Origin of the sequence: Lachnospira sp. CLA-JM-H23 (genome assembly GCF_040096425.1) — a bacterium.
Taxonomy (GTDB): Bacteria; Bacillota; Clostridia; order Lachnospirales; family Lachnospiraceae; genus Lachnospira; species Lachnospira rogosae.
In genome coordinates, this window is the sequence record NZ_JBBMET010000004.1 from 212,495 (window position 1) to 231,505 (window position 19,011).

The following is a 19,011-nucleotide window of genomic DNA, read 5'->3' on the forward strand; positions in this document are numbered from 1 at the left end:
AGCAGTTGTGTATTATTTTATAATGTAATATAATTATAATATATAATGTAATAATACCAAATTACATTTAATTTAACAAAGTAATAAACCTAAATTATTATAGAAAGATTTATTAACATATATGAAAAATTTATATAAGCCTATCCATAAGCGTGTCTGCGTTATACTCACACTTGTGCTTTTATCTGTCGCATTGACAGGCTGTACAATTCCAATATCGTTTAATATGTCTTCCAATTCAGCTATGACAATACCTAAGGCTGCATTTTCCCAGTCCGCAGATACAACGGAGGAGATTGTGCAGGCTATAATTGCAAGTATGGATAGTGATAATAATGTCTGCGAATTATTCATTACTGATGAGGAGTTAATTGATGCCAACAAATGGCTTTCATTAATTAACGGCATAGAACAGTTAAGATGTGAATACAGGCGCATTAAAAATGGTTTCAATGTGCGGATAACTTATGAATGTTGGGACAATTTTGCAATTATTAAAGCTTACAGAAGTGAGTCAACATATAATCTTAATGAACGCCAGCTTGTGCTTTATGACAAATATACCAAAATACTTGAAGAGATTATTTCGCCAAATCAATCTGATATAGAAAAAGAGATTGCCATACACGATTATCTCGTTGATAACATCAATTATGTTGATACCGGCGACTCTTCCTACAACGCCTACAGTGCATTAATCAACGGAATTGCCGTATGTAGCGGCTATACTGAATGTTTTAAGACATTGTTAGATATGCTTGGAATAGAAAATGCAACGATTTCAGGAGAGGCTGGCGGACAGCAGCACATATGGAATGTTGTCAACCTTGATAATCACTGGTATCACGTTGATGTAACGTGGGATGACCCTGTTGGCTCATCATCTGATTATATCGACCACTCATATTTTAATATCAGTGCTGACGATATGGCACTCGACCATACTTGGGACAGAAGCCGTTACTCCGCTTATGAAAAATGTGGTGCAAAATATTCCTACTGCAGATACAAAAAACTACCTTTAATAAGCAATGTCAACCAACTAAATAAACTCATATATTCAACAGTTAAAAATAAAACTGCACATATTGAATTCACTACAACTTATAATGCAGATCTTAAAGAGGCAATATCAAGAACCGGACAGCAGTTATCCTATTCTTATAAGAATATTGATCGTGTTAATTACACGTTATATTCTGTTACATTTACCTATTAATTGATATATAAATGTAATAATTATTACATTTATATATCAACAAAAAGCTGATTATCTCCATTTTTATTAATGAGGGTAATCAGCTTTTATTAATATCAATTAATTTCTTAATATAATGTATATATCATACCATAAATCTTGTGCGGCTTTTCTACACATATAAAGTTCCATAAGGAACTTTTAAGATGAGCACTTTTGTGCTCATTATACCATAATGAACTTATCTTCTTCGGAAAATAACACATTATTATGTTATTGGATATTAACTCCTGTATCTTTTAATGTTGCTCTTACAAGTGAGTCTTTAGCATTTTTCCATGGCTCATTGGCATATTTGTGATCAAATTTATTAATAAACCAGGCTACATCATCTCTTACTCTCTTCATATTATCTATATAAAGCTTAGTGATAAGCTCTGTGAATTCTGTATACTGTGCTCCTGAAAGCTTGCCGCTCGCCCTTTTCATCAAAAGTCCATAATGGCTGGTACAAAAGCCTTTGCAGTTCTTAAGTTTCTCTACAAAATCTTTATCGTGTTTATACATATAAAACACTGTATCTATGTATCTTTCAATGGTATCTTCTACCTTATCGCACACGAAGCATTTTCCTTCAAGCTCATCTATATAACTGCATACCTGTGCCTCTTTGCCTTTTTTTAGGAGTGTCTTTCCAGTGCCCTTATCATAACTATAGCTTTCTATCTGCTTAATGACATAATCCATATGTGTCTTCATAACAAGTGCATAACCAAGTCTGTTATTCTGCTCGTATATCTTCTTAATATGGCGGCTGCAAAATCCCATTTTATCAGTCTTTTCTCTTATGTCATCTTCCATATAGCTTGGACCCATGGCATACTCAACCGCATCATTCTCCAGCTTTTCAAACATTGAACAAATCGGACATTCACTATCCAACGCAAACGCATCATTAACTGGAACTGTATATATCTTTTCTTTCATAATTGGATATCCTTTTCTATTAATCTTGTAGTGGTATTTTAGCAAGAATGGGGAGAATATTCAATATATTGGGGAAGCCAAGTTATTTAGGTTACTTAACTTGTCTTGTCATCAATCTGAACCGGAATTTACACATAGTAGAAATTATTTAGGTTACTTAACTTCTCTTATTCGCAAATTGCTTTCGCATCTACACACAGTAGAAATTATTTAGGTTACTTAACAGTGGCAGTACCGGTAATTTTGACTTCATCTACACACAGTAGAAATTATTTAGGTTACTTAACTTACTACTTACTGTACCTGCGGCAGAATCTACACACAGTAGAAATTATTTAGGTTACTTAACACCTCTGTCAATGGAATCTCATTTCCATCTACACACAGTAGAAATTATTTAGGTTACTTAACGCTTATATCGTCATATTATACAATTATTCCTTTGTTAAGTAACATTTTTTGATTATTTTTTATGCAATATACACATATTATATTAAGTAACCCATCTAATTTTAAATATTAAGGTCAAGGTTTGCATTCTCAAATGTTTCAGCTTATTATAATAAAGTCCTTCTCATCATTCTTTGCATATCCAAACCTCAGTACTTCACAACTTGATGAAAGTTTAAATATAATAACACTATCCTCTTGCGAAAAAGATTTCTCATATTTGTTCTTCAAGTCATTTACTATATTATTAACGATTTTTTCACTGTTGTCAATTTCAAACACGGAATATTGTAATCTATGTCCAAATCTTGAAAGATATTTAGCAAATTTAGTTCTTAATTTGTCATTTGATATATCATAACTTACAACTACCATAATACCTCCAATCTAGTTATATATTAAACTGCGGAAATTCTGATACACTTTTCATTTTCATAAAATATCTATAATAGCTTTGTATATACATAAATATTTCATCTTTATATTCCATAATTGCCTGCATTAAAAATTGAATATATTGTGGATTATTCTTATATTTTAAACACCAGTGTTCGTTATACTTTTCAAAATCATCAATTTTACATTGACCTAGATTAATAGCTTTTCGCACTTCATAGTCAATAATAGGTCTTATTGGTTCCATTATATCGCAAACTAATGATTTCCTCATATAGAAACACTTATGAAACACCCCATAATATGTATCAAATCCATACACCTGCAACATTGCATCAACAATATTAAAAAGCATTGTATAACCTATGTCTAATACAACATTCACATAGTCACTTTTAATTCTTGGCTTTCTCCCATTCCACTGTACATTATCAAAATATGTCAAATTGTCCTGATTTCCATATAATTTATGAAAATATATGGAAACCGGACAAAATATAAAATCATTGAGATTCGAAATTAATATCAAATCTTCCATCTACTCAAACCTTCTATTCTGAATATAATCAAGCCATTCAGTAACATTTATATACAATTCATTTTCTTTAAACTTCTTATCATCACTCCAGTTCTGTTTAATCTTGTTAATCTCATACAAACCTTTTAATGCTATGCAGTATGCGCCATTGGCATCTGCGTCTTTAGGCATTATATGTGTGGTATTATTCTCATTTTCCATATAATCAGATGAGTCGTAAAATTCATTAGACGAATTTAAAATTGGCGATACAAGTCTGTCATAATTCTCATCTTCTGCTTCACTCTTGCTATTTCTTAGCTGAACTGTATACTTTAATTCTTCAAACAGACTGCATATAAAATCAGCATTTCGTGTTTCATCCATATGCGATATATCTTCCCTTATATCGTGTCCGTCTTTATATTCAATATTGTATTGTTCCATAAGCTTAATTAAATTCTCTGTAAGATTTAATACTTCTGAACGTAACCATCTGCCATCTTTATATAACTTCTTAATTCTTTCCCCATATGTGTAGGCTGTCCATTCATTTACCGGACTGCTTACGTTATATGTTTTAAAGTTATTATAATCAAAAGAAAACGCAAACAGTTCTCTATGTCCGATTTTTTCATATTCTTCTGAACATTCATTAATATATCTGATTGAATTCATACTCATAAGAAATTCTTTTTTATCCTTAACTTTAGCATTAATGCCACTGCCTGAATATTTCTTAAAATCAAATATATTAATAAATCCTGTGGCTGGATCTATCTTTGATGTATAAGCTGCCGGCACATAGAATATACAGCCGCACTGCTTTCCAACATTTTTTATGCTTTTAGGAATATATGTAAGCTGATATCCCCTTAATATTCCTCCGTTCTCATCAGCTTTTCTCTCTTTAAATACAAGATAATTAAGTTTACTAATCAGCATATTCTCAAATTTCTGATACACCTGACGTTCAACCTTAAATCTTCCTCTCTTAAAGCCTTTGTTTAAATCTTCCATTACAATTATTGCATTATAATCAATTACCATTCTTGCTATCTCTGATATAACGCCTGACAGATAACCACTTTTAACATCTTTAATCTTACCTATTTCCTGCCAGTTCTTTCTTGCATTATCCCTTGTCTTTTCCATATTTTTAAGTTTATTCTTATAGTCATAATTATTGACAAGATTAAATGATTTCTGTTCTATAATATTGCCTTTATTATCAATTACAGAAATATATATAAGATTTCTCTCTCCACGGTCTATTCCTATAACATTCATATTATCCTGCTTGGCTATGTATTCAATTATCTTGGAATTAACATTTTCATCTTCAATTCCATAATTAATTGTTATTGGAAGATACAGAAAATATTTATCCTCTGTGTATCTCTTATCTTTAACAATATCTATTTTGCTTTTGCGATGTCCGATTTTTTCAATTATATCAATAAGATTTTTATCATTTTCTGTATCTATAACATAATTATTATTGTAATAATTATAGACCTTCATATAGTCTTCATCAGATAAAGATACTCTTACACCCGTTTCATTAATATATGTTTTATTAACAAGTATTGTATCTTTCTTATGGGTTATATTGCTTTTCATACTGGATTTACGATAGAAAAGTTCAGCTTCACCATTTAATTCAATGCAGATATTCTTAAGATTATCCTCACTGAATATATTCTTTAAATACATTGTATGAAGATTATCCCTGCCAGTACTGTGTGCAGACAAATCCTTATTATATATCTCAAACAGATATATCTTTCCTTCCTCATCAAGCTTATTAATATCCTCTTCACTTATATATGCCCATGAAATAGAATATCCCTGTTTCTCAACATCTTTATAGAACTGCCCTATATCATTATATTGATTAGTTTCCTTGAATTTAAAGCCATAATTCTTCCATTCAGGATGTTTATTTATACACGCTTTATAATAATCTATTAAATCATGGCAGTAATTAATATCAAAATTACCACTTGATTTGATATGCCTGTTCTTCTCATATCCTTCTAATATATATGATGATGGGTTATAATCTCTTTTTCCTGTATCAGATTTAATAAATACCTTAGGAAGCATCTTATTAGGACCAGGCAGGAGATTATATACCATTTTTTTATAATCTGTCGATAATCGCTGCTCTTCACTACCTTTTATTATCTGTTTATCAGGCTTATTATTCACATTAAATATCGCTATATAATATTTGTTGTTCCTAAGCAATATTATTGCATTATTATCAAATTCCTTACTCCTTGACCAGCCAGCAGCAAGTGTTGGTGAAGCAAAATTAAGCTTAAACTTCTGTGTACTGTAAGGCTTCTTAGTAACATAATTGCGAATTCTGTCATACAGTGTTACCACATTTTCCAATTCACAGCATATATCTTCCAGCTCAGCATAAAATGCGTTATCTTTTTCTACGACTTCATCTATAATAAATGTCTGTAACCAGTGATATAACGACATTATATCATCCAGCTGTTTTTTTATTCTAAGCGCACTTTCCTTATTCTCTATAAGACTGTCATCAGAATTATAATCTATTGTATACAGGCTGACATCTGCTAACAGCTCCGACATTTTATTAAAATAGCCAAGCACACCCTGTCCACCGAAAACCTTAACTGCATTATCGTCATCATCAATATATGGAGCATTAAAATAATCTGGCTCATACTCTGCCACGATACTATCCAGTTCTTTAACGCTCATAAATTTATTATCTTTCTTAGCATTTTCTATTTTCTTAACTTTGCTTTGACCTTTTCCTGCTATTGTATTACATAAATATCGTTCTATAGCTGACTCTATCACGCCCCAACCGCCATATACATAAGTTGACACATTTGTATAATATCTGGCATTAATATAAATCTTTGCTGTATTATATATATTAATGTTCTGCAAAATATTTCTAAGCCTGTCTGTCAGCTTAACTTCTTCGAGCCTGCTAATAAATTCATTAAATGAAGCATACACTTCTTCATCATTCTGATACATTGGAGGAATTTCAAATACCTTTTCTGATATACCCATTATCTGCTTTTGAAGCTTCATCATCTTAAAAATATTAGCTTTAAACTTATTCTGCTGGCAGTATAAATTCATATGCTTATTAATATCTCCACATATCTGATTGTAGTAATCTATCCCCTTCTGTGCCAGAACTTCGTTATAATAATCTCTGGAAAAGATATGCTCTAACCTCCAGCCATCAAGCTTCTCTGTTAATTCTTCTTCAATTAACGCTATTTCATCTCCTGCTTTTTCCTGTATGCGCATAAATGTCTTCAAATTATCGTAAAATATCGAAGCATTAACATTAACAATTCTATGGCATATAGAAGAAGCCCCTCCTTCTCCACTAAACATATTCTTTCTTGTTTTAAAATAACCTTTAAAATATGTAGTAAAGCCTTTAAAAAGGGCAAGTGTTTCAAGTGCTTTCTCCTTATCCTCACCTGTATAATTACGTTCCACATAATCAGGAAGAAGCTTTGTTATCAATTTGGCTTCAAACATTGATTTAAAATTATCATCTGCTGATAACATTTTAGCTATCTCTCCTCGCTTTGATTTTTCCACCAAATCCAGCTTATCTCTGTTGTCTTTATCATTCTTCTTATATTTTTCTTCTATTGCATCAAATAAATTATAAAAATCCAGATTATTGATGTCATTTAACTTGTGTGTAATATAATTCCTATAATATTCATCAGCTATCTTCTTTAACTCCAGACTCTGTTGTGCTCTATATTCATCCTCTGAGATAATTCCCCTCTGCTTGATATGTTCTGCTGTAAATGGAGTTGGCTTTAGTTCATTTCTTAAAGTCTTCTGTACTTTGGATAACGCTATAAATTCATCGTAATTACCACCTGTATAATTGTCTGCTGCTTTGTTCATTGATGTACCTCCTCTGATTTCTTAATAAATATTAATGAATATATAATTGCTTAAAAATATATTATTTCTGATTATTACAATAGTGCCATTTATATTTTTACAATAACACCCTTCGTATTTTTTGTAAAGAGGTGTTAAATTGTTTTATTTGTAAATTAAAAAAATAACACTTTCGTGTTATTTAACAACCTAACCTCTTTAATCTACAATCAGTAGAAATTACTCCTATAGCATAGCCGCATACAATTAATGTATCTCTATCAATCTACAATTAGCCGAATTCTATTATATCCAGCTCTATTATCACTTTTGTTACCGTTAGGTTATGCAAATATTATATTTAATCTCATATTATATGTCAAATTCAATATAATTACATATAGTAGCATCAAGTCATTTTCCACATATAATACTAATAAGTTTAATATATGGAGTTTTTTTCGATTATGAAAATGCAGAATACGTGGGCGATTGCTATGTGTTATGTACCGTGGCAGAAATGGGGAGATTTGTATGACCCTTGCAAAGCCCTTAAATGTGGAACTTTATTTCCTGTATTATCCAAACCTTTTGCAGGAGGCAGAGTATGAATAATATGACTAACCAGCCATCTATGAACCAGAGGTCTTCCTGCAATTGCCAGCAGAATTGCAATAATGGCTATTCTAATAATAGCTGCAATAACAACCGCAATTACAATAACAATCTGTGCAACAGCGGCAATTCCAACAGTACCCTCACTCCAACCCGACAGTCCAGTTGTACTTTAACAGCCGACAAACGTGGGCTTATGCAGAATATTTATGAACTGGGATTTGTACTAACAGAAGTCAATCTCTACCTTGATACTCACCCCGATGACCTTGAAGCAATTGAATATTATGCACAGATTAAAGATAAATACTGCGATTATATGACACAGTACGCAGATTATTATGGACCTCTCGATAAATTACACATTTCCAACGACAATTACTGGATGTGGGTAGCAACTCCAATGCCTTGGGAAATGGAGGGCTGCTGATATGTGGAATTATGAAAAGCGACTTGAATACCCTATTAAAATAAAACAGACGAACCCTACTCTGGCGGCTATGATAATAAGTCAATATGGTGGCCCGGACGGCGAGCTTGGTGCTTCTATGCGTTACATCTCGCAAAGATATTCTATGCCATACAGGGAAGTTGCCGGGCTGCTTACAGATATCGGCACTGAGGAGCTGGGGCATTTTGAAATGATTAGCACAATGGTTCACCAGCTCACAAGAAACCTTACAATGGAACAGATTAAAGGAACTCCTTTTGAAACCTACTATGTAGACCATACATCAGCAGTGTGGCCTCAGGCGGCAGGTGGTATTCCATTTAATGCGTGCGAATTCCAGTCAAAGGGTGATTCTATAACAGATATCGTTGAAGATATGGCGGCAGAACAAAAGGCACGCACAACTTACGATAACCTTATAAGGCTTGCCAAAGATGACCCCGATGTTCTCGACCCGCTTAAATTCTTAAGAGAGCGTGAAATCGTCCACTTCCAACGTTTTGGTGAAGCCTTATCTATAATACAGAGCAAGCTTGACTGTAATAATTACTATCTATACAATCCTGAATTTGATAAAAACTGCAATTGTATCAAGAAATAATTATGCCAATATGAAATCATAGCCTATAGCATAAAATTGGACTGTCGCAATAAGAAAATATAACTATATAGATATACCGACTTAACTATCAATCTATATAATATATACATTTCTTAGTGCGGCAGCCCCTTTATTAATATATAAAGCTGTCTGGCAGGTGTACGCTCTCCTGTATCTTCCTTATATTTCCTGTCTATACAAGCTGCGTGTGAACCATACGAATTCTTCCACATCAGATAGCTTCTATATCCAATAATAATTTGTATCAAATAATAATTATATATTCTTAATTAGTATGTCATAACCTCATATCCATCATCAGTAACGTGAACCATTATTTCCCACTGTGCTGAATATGAATCATCTTCTGTGTATATTGTCCAGCCATTGTCATCATCAACATATACATCCGGGTAACCGGCATTAATCATTGGCTCAATAGTGAATACCATACCGGGTGCCATAACCATACCTGTTCCCTTCTTAATAACATAACTGACAAATGGTGTTTCGTGGAATTCAAGACCAATTCCGTGTCCGCCCACTTCACGAACCACTGAATATCCATTTTCCTTGGCGTGCTTGCTTATTGCATCTGCAACATCCCCCAGATGTCCCCAGGGCTTAACCTGTGCAAGTCCAAGCTCCACACATTCCTTTGCAACATCTACAAGCTTCTTATGCTCTGGTGCAACATTTCCTAAACAGAACATTCTTGAAGAATCTGAAAAATAGCCATTAAGAATTGTTGAGCAGTCAACATTTACGATATCACCATCTGCTAATACTATATTAGATGATGGAATACCGTGACATACTTCATTGTTAATAGATGTACACACACTCTTTGGAAATCCTTCATAATTAAGAGGTGCTGGAATTCCACCCATAGCTGTTGTCTTTTCATACACCATCTCATCAATTTCCTGTGTTGTCATACCCACTTTAATGTTCTCAGCTACATAATCAAGTACAGCAATATTAATCTTACTGCTCTCTCTCATACCCTGAAGCTGTTCTTCATTCTTTATAATGCTTCTTGGCGGAACTTTGTGGAATTTCTTTCTGTACATTTCAATTTTCTTATCAAAATCCATATGGCATTCACAATAAGGCTTTTTACTGCCACACCAGCAAGGGTCATTTCTCATTAACTTCTTCATTGTTGTTACTCCTCATTTCTGTGCATATATACACTTTATAATCTGTAATATTACTATATATACAATACCAATTTATAATACTGTTATACATATGCAATACCACATTATATCTGCATCAGCTATACCTGCAAATTACTAATTACTGCTATATATTTACATCAGCTATACCTGTGCATTACCACTATATATCTACATCAACTATACCTGCAAATTACTAATTACTGCTATATATCCTCACCTTCACATTATTGCTGTAATACCTCAACTATAGCTGGCAGGAACTGCTTTTTACGCGAAACAACACCAGGAAGTATTACATAATTGTTGGTTATCTCATCAAGGTTAAATGCCTGCATAAGCACCTGTTCAGCATTCTTACCTGATAACATAACATAAGATGTCTCTTTCATTACATCTGTCAGAAGAAGATATGCAATATTTATCTCATCTGACTTATCCGTAACACTTGTGATATAAGAAGCTTCTTTCTTAATAAGCCCCTCTATCTCTTCCTGACTCATACAATTTACTTGTCCAACACCTACAGTTATCTCTCCAATTGAGAACTTCTTGTAATCCCTATAGAATATCTCTTCTTCTGATTTGTCGGAAAGATTACTTCCTGCCCTGAACATTTCCCTGCCGTATTCTTCTATATCAATACCAGCTATATCAGCTAATACCTGACAGGCATCAACATCATAGTGTGTGCAGGTTGGTGATTTTAATATAAGCGTATCTGATATTATTGCCGAACATAACAGTGCGGCTGTCGTCTTATCAATATCTATATTATGCTCACAGTACATCTGATATATTATTGTTGCAGTACAGCCAAGCGGCTGATTTCTGAAAAATACAGGTGTTATCGTCTGTATGCAGCCAAGTCTGTGATGATCTATTATCTCTAATATATCAGTATCCTCAATACCAAATACAGCCTGATTTTTTTCATTATGGTCTACAAGAATTATCTTCTTCTTATCGGTCTTAATAATATTTCTTCTTGAAATCATACCGACATATCTGCCTGTATCGTCCTCAATTGGGAAATCCCTGTAACGCTTCTTAGCCATTATATCCTGTATATCTTCAATAAAATCGTTTAGCTTGAACTTAATAAGTGCTTCCTGCTTCATAAAGAAACTTACAGGAATGGCCTGATTAATAAGTCTTGCAACTGTATATGTATCATACGCTGTCGATATTATAACACAATTATGCTGTGCAGCTATCTTGGTTATTGTGCTTGATACCTTTGCACCCTCACATATTATAAGACATCCCGCCTCCATCTCAATAGCACATAATTGTGACTCATATCTATTGCCAAGAATTACAAAATCACCCTCTTCAATCATATTTTCCATCATATCAGGATTGGCGGCAGCAATAATCATCTTCCCCTTATTAAAATGCTTATCTATATCACCAGTTATAACTTCGCCCTTAAGGGTATCCACGATATTACTGAGACTTGTGCCTGAAACAGATAATATATCACTGTCATACATTTCAAAATATGACTTAGCAACATCACTGATTGTAACAAGTCCTTTCAGCTTATCATCTTCAATGATAGGAAGTGTCTCAACACCTCTTTCTTTCATTAATTTCCACGCATTTCTTACTGAAAGATCTTCCGATATTCCACTTATCTTCCTGACATCAATATCTCTTACCTGAGGTCTAACATCTTTAATATATGCAGGAGGTTTTACACCACATTTTTCAAGAACATACTGAGTTTCTTCGTTAAGATGTCCTGCTCTTTTAGGAATATAATCCTCACTTCCAGTAATCAGATTTTTCAGTCTGGAATAGCATATTGCTGAGCACACCGAATCTGTATCCGGGTTCTTATGTCCTATTACATATACCTCTCTCATAACAATCTCCATTCTTACGCAATTTAATACAACATTGCTGTATTGCGAAGGGACAACAGGCAGTCTTAATGCATACCTGCTTGTCATAGTAATCACGAATATATCATTATTTATTCATAACTTATATTATGAACTCTTATTATTAAAAAGTCCAGTATATAGATGATTGAGTTTTATTATTAAAATCCATTATATATGTGGTTAAATTTTGTTAATTAAATCCCATATATAAATAGTATATAAATAATTAAATTTTATAAATAAAAAAAGCTGGAATTCTACAAGCTTATATCCTTAAGGCATATCCTGCATTAAAGACAGCTATGTAAATTCCAGCTTATCTTATAATCTGTGATTATATTTAACTAATTCCTGAAGATAACTATCTTAGTCTCATCTGTATATCCAATTGTTCTCATATAGCTCCTCATCTCACCGATAGCCTTCTTGAATTCTCCATAAGCTTCACGGCACTTTTCAAATGCCGCAATAGCTGCAGCAGCATCTCCCTTATCCTTAGCCATCCAAGAATCACAAGCATACTTGTGAACAAGTCTGTGTGCAGAATCAAGCTTCTTGAATTCCTGACTTCCTGTAATCTTAGGATCTGTCTGTGCATGCATCCACTTACCAAGCTTACAACTGTCTTGATTGTTAAGCTGTGTTATCTTTAATCTCTCGAAATCTGCGGCATTGTTATACACTCTCCACATAACAATAAAGTGGTCAATCTCGAATATTTTTAACATATCCTGAGTTGTTACTTTACCAGCTTCCCTGAACATATCGCTTCGGCAGGTATCTATGTATCTTCCTATCTTGAATATATGGGTACCAGTCTCTGTACATTCCTTAGTCAGCATTCCGTAAGAATCTGCTATTGTCTGTACCTGATTAGTAAATTCTGTTGTTGTCTCTGACTGTCTGTCAATGTCATTGAAAATGCTTTCTACAGAAGCATTGATTGCTACCATCTGTTCATTCATTCGCTCAATATCTCTTAATGATATCTCTACCTTTTCATTACCTTCTGATAACTTGACCGTTGTCTCATTCATTGAATTAGCAAGCACTTCAATATCCTGCTTAAGTTCATTGACATATTTAACAATATCTTCTGCCGACTCAGATGTATTGCTTGAAAGTTGTCTTACCTGATCAGCAACTACTGCAAAGCCCTTTCCTGCTTCACCTGCTCTTGCAGCCTCAATTGAAGCATTAAGTGCAAGAAGATTACTCTGGCTTGCTACCTTCTTAACGATATCAACAATCTCGCCGATCTTATTAATCTTCTCGTGGAATGCATTAACCTGGTTATTAATATCTGCTATCTTCTGTGATGATTCATTAACGACTGTTATACTGTCGTTCATATTAGCAGCACTACTCTGTGACACCTGTAACATATCGTGGGTATTATCACGAATCTCACCCATTGCGTCTGAAATATTACCAATTGACTCCTTAAGTATCTGGCTTGAAGAATTCATATCTGTTATAGACTGCTGTTGTGTATACACCTGATCAAGCATATTCTTAACATATGAATTATCTCCTATAGACTGCATTGCCTCATTAAGTCTCATAATATAATTATTATTAGCTTTCTTATATGCACCAATCATCTGGTTAAGCTTTTCTGCATATATAGGATCTCTAAAACCTTCAGCAGAGACCTCACTGAAATCGCCGGCTATTATCTTATCCATAGCCTGCAATAATAATTCTCTGTCATTGCCTAATGTGTCTTGTGCTGTTCTATTTTTTCCAAACATAACAAAACGACCTCCATTCATTGCTACTTTTTATAGTTTATTTTAACATATTTAATATATTTAGCCAACTAAATAATTAGCTTTTTTAACATTTTTCACAGATTTAATCACATATATTAATTCATCTGAATAATATAATTATTGAACAGATAAAAATGTGTTTTATACATTTAGAATGGAGGATTTTATTGAAGACAATCAAACGTGTCATTGCTATGCTGTTATGTGTAATGATGATAATGAGTGCATTTGCGTGCAGAAAAGATACCGATAATTCTACAGTTAAGATTACACTCAGCGAGGTTGCCCATTCTATATTCTACGCACCACAATATGTATCTATTGAGCTTGGATATTTTGAAGATGAGAGCATTGACCTTAATCTTGTCACAGGCTTTGGTGCTGATAAGGTAATGACCGCTCTTGTATCAAAAGAAGCTGATATCGGTTTTATGGGTTCAGAAAGTTCTATATATGTATATCAGGAAGGTTCTACTGACTACGCTGTCAACTTCGCCCAACTTACCCAACGTGCAGGCAATTTTCTTGTATCCCGCGATAATGAAACTGATTTTAAATGGGATAATCTTAAAGGCAGGACAGTTCTTGGTGGCAGAGCCGGTGGTATGCCTCAGATGCTTTTCGAATATATCCTTAAGAAAAATGGAATATCTCCTGTAGATGACCTTACAATACTTCAAAATGTTGACTTTGGTTCTACAGCAGCCGCTTTCACATCAGGAATAGCTGATTACACTGTAGAATTTGAGCCTTCTGCAACGCTCCTTGAACAGCGGAAGGAAGGCTATGTAGTAGCTTCTCTTGGTACTGACAGCGGATATGTTCCTTATACTGCCTACTGTGCTAACAAAAGCTTTATTGAAAAACACCCTGATGTAATCCAAGGCTTTACTAACGCTATCCAGAAAGGCCTTGACTACGTCAATTCCCACACCAGCAGTGAAATCGCAGAAGTTATCGCTCCACAGTTTCCTGAAACCGACCTTGATACTATAACAACCATTGTTGACCGTTACAAGACGCAGGATACATGGAAGGGCGACACTATCTTTGAAAAGAAAAGCTTTGAGCTTCTTAAAGACATATTAAAGCAGTCTGGCGAGCTTGGCAGTGATGTGCCTTATGAAAAGCTTGTAACAACTGACTATTCTAAAAAGGCGGCTGGAAAATAAATCTGCCTTTTAAAATTAAAAATGTATGGATTATAATCCAGCCACAGCGGCATAATCCATACATTTTATACATTATATATCTTTTGCATATTATATATCTTTGCATATTATATACATTTTATATATTCAATCCGATACAACCAAGAGCTCCACCAATCTTTATAAATCTTGCAGCTACCCCTTAAGAAGCTTTCTAAATCTTCTGCTATGACCTTCAATATATTCTATTACTGTGCCTACAATCCTGCACATCAGTACAAACAGTCCAACTGCAACAACTGCATACACAATAATCATATTAAGCATTACCATATTGATAGCTGCGATTGCAAATATCTTCTTAAAGAATAATAGACATATTGCAATTCCAACCCCCATCGCAATACATACCAATGCCCTCAGCCAGTCAAATGGCCTGCATATTCTTATAAGTGACATCATTCCGATTATAAGAAGTACTATTATTGCAACTGTTGATATCTGCTCATTGCTCATTCCAATAACTGCACCATGTATCGATATCACCGCCAGCATAATAAAATCAGTTATTCCTGCGGGCAGTGCCTTTATAATGACATTCGTAAGGAAATCCCCACGTATTATATTCTTATTAGGCTGTAATGCCAGAAAGAATGCCGGTGTTCCAATTGTAAATGCTCCAAGCAGTGACAATTGAGTTGGATAAAGCGGATAAAGGTTAGCCGCTATAAGTGTAAATATTGTCGTTAATATCGAGAATATATTTTTAACAAGAAATAGAGAAGCTGACCTCTGTATATTATTAACCACACGCCTGCCCTCAAGCACAACCTGAGGCATTTTGGAAAAATCTGAGTCTAAAAGAACTACCTGTGCCGCATTGCTTGCTGCCTCGCTTCCCGATGCCATAGCCACACTACAGTCAGCACATTTTAACGCTAGCACATCATTAACTCCATCTCCTGTCATAGCTACAACCTTGCCGCTTTCTTTATAGGCTTCTATAATCTCCTTCTTCTGGCTTGGAACAACTCTTCCAAATACAGTATACTTAGTTATCGCTTCCCTTATATCCTGTCTGCTCTTAAGTGTCGTTGCATCTATATAATTCTCTGCATTGTTAATTCCTGCCCTCACAGCCACCTTTGAAGCTGTGACCGGATTATCTCCGGATATAACAACTATATCCACACCTTGCGAAGCAAAGTATCCAAATGTTTCTTTGGCTGTATCCCTTATCTCATTCTCCAATATTATAAAAGCATAAGGATTAACCGCTTCTTCTATAATATTACCGCAAGGGTCACCCGCACACTCGCCAAATACAAGTATTCTTTCTCCGTGTCCTGAATATCTTTCAAATATATCCTCATATTCTGCATATGTATCAAGCAGTACATATTCAGGTGCACCGAATATATAACATCTGCCATCTAATACTGCTCCGCTGTATTTGTTCTGTGAAGAAAATGAGTATACTCTCTCTGCACTATTATCCCTGCCCGTAATATGGTAATAATTCTTTATCGCTTTCATCGTTTCATTATCATCATCCATATTGCCGGCAACTCCTGCAATAAGCTTTCCTACATTGTCCTTTAAAAATACAACATCACTTACAGACATATCCGGTCTTGTAATTGTACCTGTCTTATCAACGCACAACACATTAACCCTTGCAAGTGTCTCCACACAATTCATCTCATGTACTAATACATTGCTCCTGGCTAGCTTCTTGACACTGACTACTAAAGCCACGCTGGCAAGCAGATACAGACCTTCCGGAATCATTCCTACCAGTGAGGCAACCATAGATACAACACTATTCTTTATAGTATGCCCAAGAAAGAAATGGCTCTGCACATACATAATAATTCCAAGTGGAACTATTACAACTCCAATTATTTTGACAAGATTATCCAAAGATTTCATCATATCGGTCTTTTTTTTCTTACGCCCTGCCTTGGCTTCCAATGCCAGTCTTGCCGCATACGCCTTATGGCCTACTTGCGTAAGAACTGCCTTACATTCTCCTGATACAATATAACTTCCTGATAATAATATGTCTCCTTTATTTTTAATAACTTCGTCAGATTCACCTGTTACCATCGCCTCATTAACTCTGACACAGCCCTCTGCAAGTATGGCATCGGCACTGAGCTGGTTGCCTGCTGTGAATATACATACATCGCCTTTAACAAGTGTAACTGAATCGACCTCTGATACAGCACTGTCCCTTATAACCTTAGTTCTAGGGGCATTAACAACAGTAAGCCTGTCTAATACTATCTTGGCTTTTATTTCCTGTACTATACCAAGTATAGTATTAAGCAATATAATAGGCAAAAAGGTCATATTAATATATGACCTTACAAGAATTAAAAGTGCTGCAAATACCGCAAATACAAAGTTAAAATATGTAAATACATTTCCTGCGATTATCTGTCCTATTGTCTTAGACTGATTGCCTACAGGAATATTATCTAAACCCTGCTCTTTTAATTTATTTACCTCTTCTGTTGTTAAACCAGTTACTATATCAGTCATTAGCGTAATTCATCTCCCTGACAACAACCTTGAACACATATGCTATTGCCGCAATATCTATAACCATCTTAATAACAAAGCAGACTATTATTGATACTGGCGAACTGTAATCAAATATCTGGAATGATATATAACTTGCAAACTGTATTATTGCAACATAACAGCCTGTCATATAAGAAGCCACACCCTTAACATATGCCTGTATAGCAGCACTGAGTGCTATAGAAAGAATAACATCAAGTGTGAAGGCTATTCCCATTAATAACCACAAATATGATGGTGCATTAACAAGATTACCAAGTGTCTGGTAAAATGTTTCTGTATCATTCTGTGTAAGTCCTGCCATCATTGCATCAATCCCCTCATTGTTAATAGCTGTGGCTATTGACATTGTAGATATGACTGTAAGTCCATATAGAACTCCATCACCTAAAGCAAGACCTATACCTGATAAATATATATCACCTTTTCTTTCAAATCTCCCATTCATAAACCTGCACAATACATATCTTGCAAATGTCATTGCAACAGCCGCAAGAATTGAATATACAACTGTATATGCTGTACTGTTATTAGTAAATGCTTCATCTATTGATGGGATAAGTGCAAGTGCTGACATAATCAGGTTACAGCATATAAATACAAATATTGAGTATGCAAATGCACCAGCCAGCACATTAACAAAACGTCCATTCCACCTTTTAATGACAACTATAGTAAGCACTATAAATGCCGATAATAAAAGAATTCCGCCTGCTGACAGCATATTCTCTGCTCCTGCAGGTATTCCATTTTCTAAACTGATACCATATTCTTCCACAATAATTCCTCCGTAATATTTATCTGTTATTAATTCTAACATACAATGCACTTCCTATACAATTAACTATATATAAAAAAAATTATAATAATCATCTCCAATATATACAAAAGAGCAGCCACCCAGAAGCGACTGCTCTTTAATAATCTTAATTGTATAACAATATATCTTTTCAAAAATCTATATATAAATCAGGAAAAGGCACACTGCAAACCATTCGGATTATAATTTTGTTACGTTGACAGCCTGAGGACCCTTAGCACCTTCTGTTACATCAAACTCAACAGCAGCACCTTCCTCTAAAGACTTGAAACCTTCCATATTAAGTCCTGAATAATGAACAAAAACATCCTTTCCAGACTCATCACTTATAAAGCCGTAACCCTTCTGGTTATTGAACCACTTTACTGTACCTTTCATTTCAAGTACCTCCAAATTTAATATGTGGTGATTACACCTTTTTCATATTAACATTTTCAATTGTTAGTGTCAATTTATTTATTATAATTCTA

At 34.3% G+C, this 19,011-nt stretch carries 15 protein-coding genes and 1 CRISPR repeat array; of the genes, 5 read left to right on the forward strand and 10 right to left on the reverse strand.

Annotated features, from left to right (window positions below):
* The first annotated feature begins 121 nt into the window (after positions 1–121).
* Complete coding sequence (locus tag WMO42_RS07035; RefSeq protein ID WP_349153535.1) at positions 122–1,219, forward strand: transglutaminase domain-containing protein; 1,098 nt, start codon at positions 122–124, stop codon at positions 1,217–1,219.
* Between the two features lie 252 nt (positions 1,220–1,471).
* On the opposite strand, the gene WMO42_RS07040 is transcribed toward WMO42_RS07035, so the two are convergent.
* From WMO42_RS07040 to cas12a, 4 genes are all read right to left on the reverse strand, one after another.
* Positions 1,472–2,185 carry a DUF6062 family protein gene (locus WMO42_RS07040; RefSeq protein WP_349191881.1) on the reverse strand — a complete coding sequence of 238 codons (714 nt, stop codon included), beginning with the start codon at positions 2,183–2,185 and terminating at the stop codon, positions 1,472–1,474.
* A gap of 74 nt (positions 2,186–2,259) precedes the next feature.
* Positions 2,260–2,596: direct repeats of the CRISPR family, unit length 26 nt; unit sequence AGTAGAAATTATTTAGGTTACTTAAC.
* 138 nt (positions 2,597–2,734) lie between these two features.
* The gene (cas2, locus tag WMO42_RS07045; RefSeq protein ID WP_055176361.1) at positions 2,735–3,010 is read right to left on the reverse strand and encodes a CRISPR-associated endonuclease Cas2; all 276 of its coding nucleotides are present in this window, start codon (positions 3,008–3,010) and stop codon (positions 2,735–2,737) included.
* Positions 3,011–3,026: 16 nt separating this feature from the next.
* Complete coding sequence (cas1, locus tag WMO42_RS07050) at positions 3,027–3,476, reverse strand: CRISPR-associated endonuclease Cas1 (protein WP_349191882.1); 450 nt, start codon at positions 3,474–3,476, stop codon at positions 3,027–3,029.
* A gap of 93 nt (positions 3,477–3,569) precedes the next feature.
* A complete protein-coding gene (gene cas12a, locus WMO42_RS07055; RefSeq protein ID WP_349191884.1) occupies positions 3,570–7,487 on the reverse strand; it encodes a type V CRISPR-associated protein Cas12a/Cpf1 in 3,918 nt (1,305 codons plus the stop codon).
* Positions 7,488–7,933: 446 nt separating this feature from the next.
* On the opposite strand from cas12a, the gene WMO42_RS07060 reads away from it, so the two are divergent.
* Genes WMO42_RS07060 through WMO42_RS07070 form a run of 3 tightly spaced genes read left to right on the forward strand, consistent with a single transcriptional unit; the run spans position 7,934 to position 9,133 of the window.
* Positions 7,934–8,077, forward strand: a complete 144-nt coding sequence (locus tag WMO42_RS07060; protein WP_242858646.1) for a spore coat associated protein CotJA — start codon at positions 7,934–7,936, stop codon at positions 8,075–8,077.
* Entirely contained in the window at positions 8,074–8,511 is a 438-nt protein-coding gene (locus tag WMO42_RS07065; RefSeq protein WP_055306763.1) for a spore coat protein CotJB, read from the forward strand. The genes WMO42_RS07060 and WMO42_RS07065 overlap by 4 nt, the downstream gene beginning before the upstream one ends.
* A 1-nt stretch (position 8,512) precedes the next feature.
* Complete coding sequence (locus WMO42_RS07070) at positions 8,513–9,133, forward strand: manganese catalase family protein (RefSeq protein WP_349191886.1); 621 nt, start codon at positions 8,513–8,515, stop codon at positions 9,131–9,133.
* Between the two features lie 290 nt (positions 9,134–9,423).
* Here WMO42_RS07070 and WMO42_RS07075 read toward each other — a convergent pair whose 3' ends face one another.
* From WMO42_RS07075 to WMO42_RS07085, 3 genes are all read right to left on the reverse strand, one after another.
* Entirely contained in the window at positions 9,424–10,296 is an 873-nt protein-coding gene (locus WMO42_RS07075; protein WP_022501481.1) for a methionyl aminopeptidase, read from the reverse strand.
* 245 nt (positions 10,297–10,541) lie between these two features.
* A complete protein-coding gene (locus tag WMO42_RS07080) occupies positions 10,542–12,185 on the reverse strand; it encodes a putative manganese-dependent inorganic diphosphatase (protein ID WP_022501482.1) in 1,644 nt (547 codons plus the stop codon).
* Positions 12,186–12,550: 365 nt separating this feature from the next.
* Complete coding sequence (locus WMO42_RS07085) at positions 12,551–13,960, reverse strand: methyl-accepting chemotaxis protein (protein ID WP_349191888.1); 1,410 nt, start codon at positions 13,958–13,960, stop codon at positions 12,551–12,553.
* Between the two features lie 197 nt (positions 13,961–14,157).
* Between WMO42_RS07085 and WMO42_RS07090 the strand changes: the two genes are divergently transcribed.
* A complete protein-coding gene (locus WMO42_RS07090) occupies positions 14,158–15,153 on the forward strand; it encodes an ABC transporter substrate-binding protein (RefSeq protein WP_349191925.1) in 996 nt (331 codons plus the stop codon).
* Positions 15,154–15,327: 174 nt separating this feature from the next.
* Here WMO42_RS07090 and WMO42_RS07095 read toward each other — a convergent pair whose 3' ends face one another.
* The 3 genes from WMO42_RS07095 to WMO42_RS07105 form a co-directional block, all read right to left on the reverse strand.
* Positions 15,328–17,679 carry an HAD-IC family P-type ATPase gene (locus WMO42_RS07095; protein WP_022501485.1) on the reverse strand — a complete coding sequence of 784 codons (2,352 nt, stop codon included), beginning with the start codon at positions 17,677–17,679 and terminating at the stop codon, positions 15,328–15,330.
* A complete protein-coding gene (locus WMO42_RS07100) occupies positions 17,672–18,541 on the reverse strand; it encodes a YhfC family glutamic-type intramembrane protease (protein WP_022501486.1) in 870 nt (289 codons plus the stop codon). The genes WMO42_RS07095 and WMO42_RS07100 overlap by 8 nt, the downstream gene beginning before the upstream one ends.
* A 180-nt stretch (positions 18,542–18,721) precedes the next feature.
* Entirely contained in the window at positions 18,722–18,919 is a 198-nt protein-coding gene (locus tag WMO42_RS07105; RefSeq protein ID WP_022501487.1) for a cold shock domain-containing protein, read from the reverse strand.
* Positions 18,920–19,011 lie beyond the last annotated feature (92 nt).

Bases quoted from the DNA above. Each gene is read 5' to 3' on its own strand.
- WMO42_RS07035 (WP_349153535.1), top strand. From the start codon at position 122: ATGAAAAATTTATATAAGCCTATCCATAAGCGTGTCTGCGTTATACTC.
- WMO42_RS07040 (WP_349191881.1), bottom strand. From the start codon at position 2,185: ATGAAAGAAAAGATATATACAGTTCCAGTTAATGATGCGTTTGCGTTG.
- WMO42_RS07095 (WP_022501485.1), bottom strand. From the start codon at position 17,679: ATGACTGATATAGTAACTGGTTTAACAACAGAAGAGGTAAATAAATTA.
- WMO42_RS07080 (WP_022501482.1), bottom strand. From the start codon at position 12,185: ATGAGAGAGGTATATGTAATAGGACATAAGAACCCGGATACAGATTCG.
- cas12a (WP_349191884.1), bottom strand. From the start codon at position 7,487: ATGAACAAAGCAGCAGACAATTATACAGGTGGTAATTACGATGAATTT.
- WMO42_RS07100 (WP_022501486.1), bottom strand. From the start codon at position 18,541: ATGTTAGAATTAATAACAGATAAATATTACGGAGGAATTATTGTGGAA.
- WMO42_RS07065 (WP_055306763.1), top strand. From the start codon at position 8,074: ATGAATAATATGACTAACCAGCCATCTATGAACCAGAGGTCTTCCTGC.
- WMO42_RS07105 (WP_022501487.1), bottom strand. From the start codon at position 18,919: ATGAAAGGTACAGTAAAGTGGTTCAATAACCAGAAGGGTTACGGCTTT.
- WMO42_RS07070 (WP_349191886.1), top strand. From the start codon at position 8,513: ATGTGGAATTATGAAAAGCGACTTGAATACCCTATTAAAATAAAACAG.
- WMO42_RS07085 (WP_349191888.1), bottom strand. From the start codon at position 13,960: ATGTTTGGAAAAAATAGAACAGCACAAGACACATTAGGCAATGACAGA.
- WMO42_RS07075 (WP_022501481.1), bottom strand. From the start codon at position 10,296: ATGAAGAAGTTAATGAGAAATGACCCTTGCTGGTGTGGCAGTAAAAAG.
- WMO42_RS07060 (WP_242858646.1), top strand. From the start codon at position 7,934: ATGAAAATGCAGAATACGTGGGCGATTGCTATGTGTTATGTACCGTGG.
- cas2 (WP_055176361.1), bottom strand. From the start codon at position 3,010: ATGGTAGTTGTAAGTTATGATATATCAAATGACAAATTAAGAACTAAA.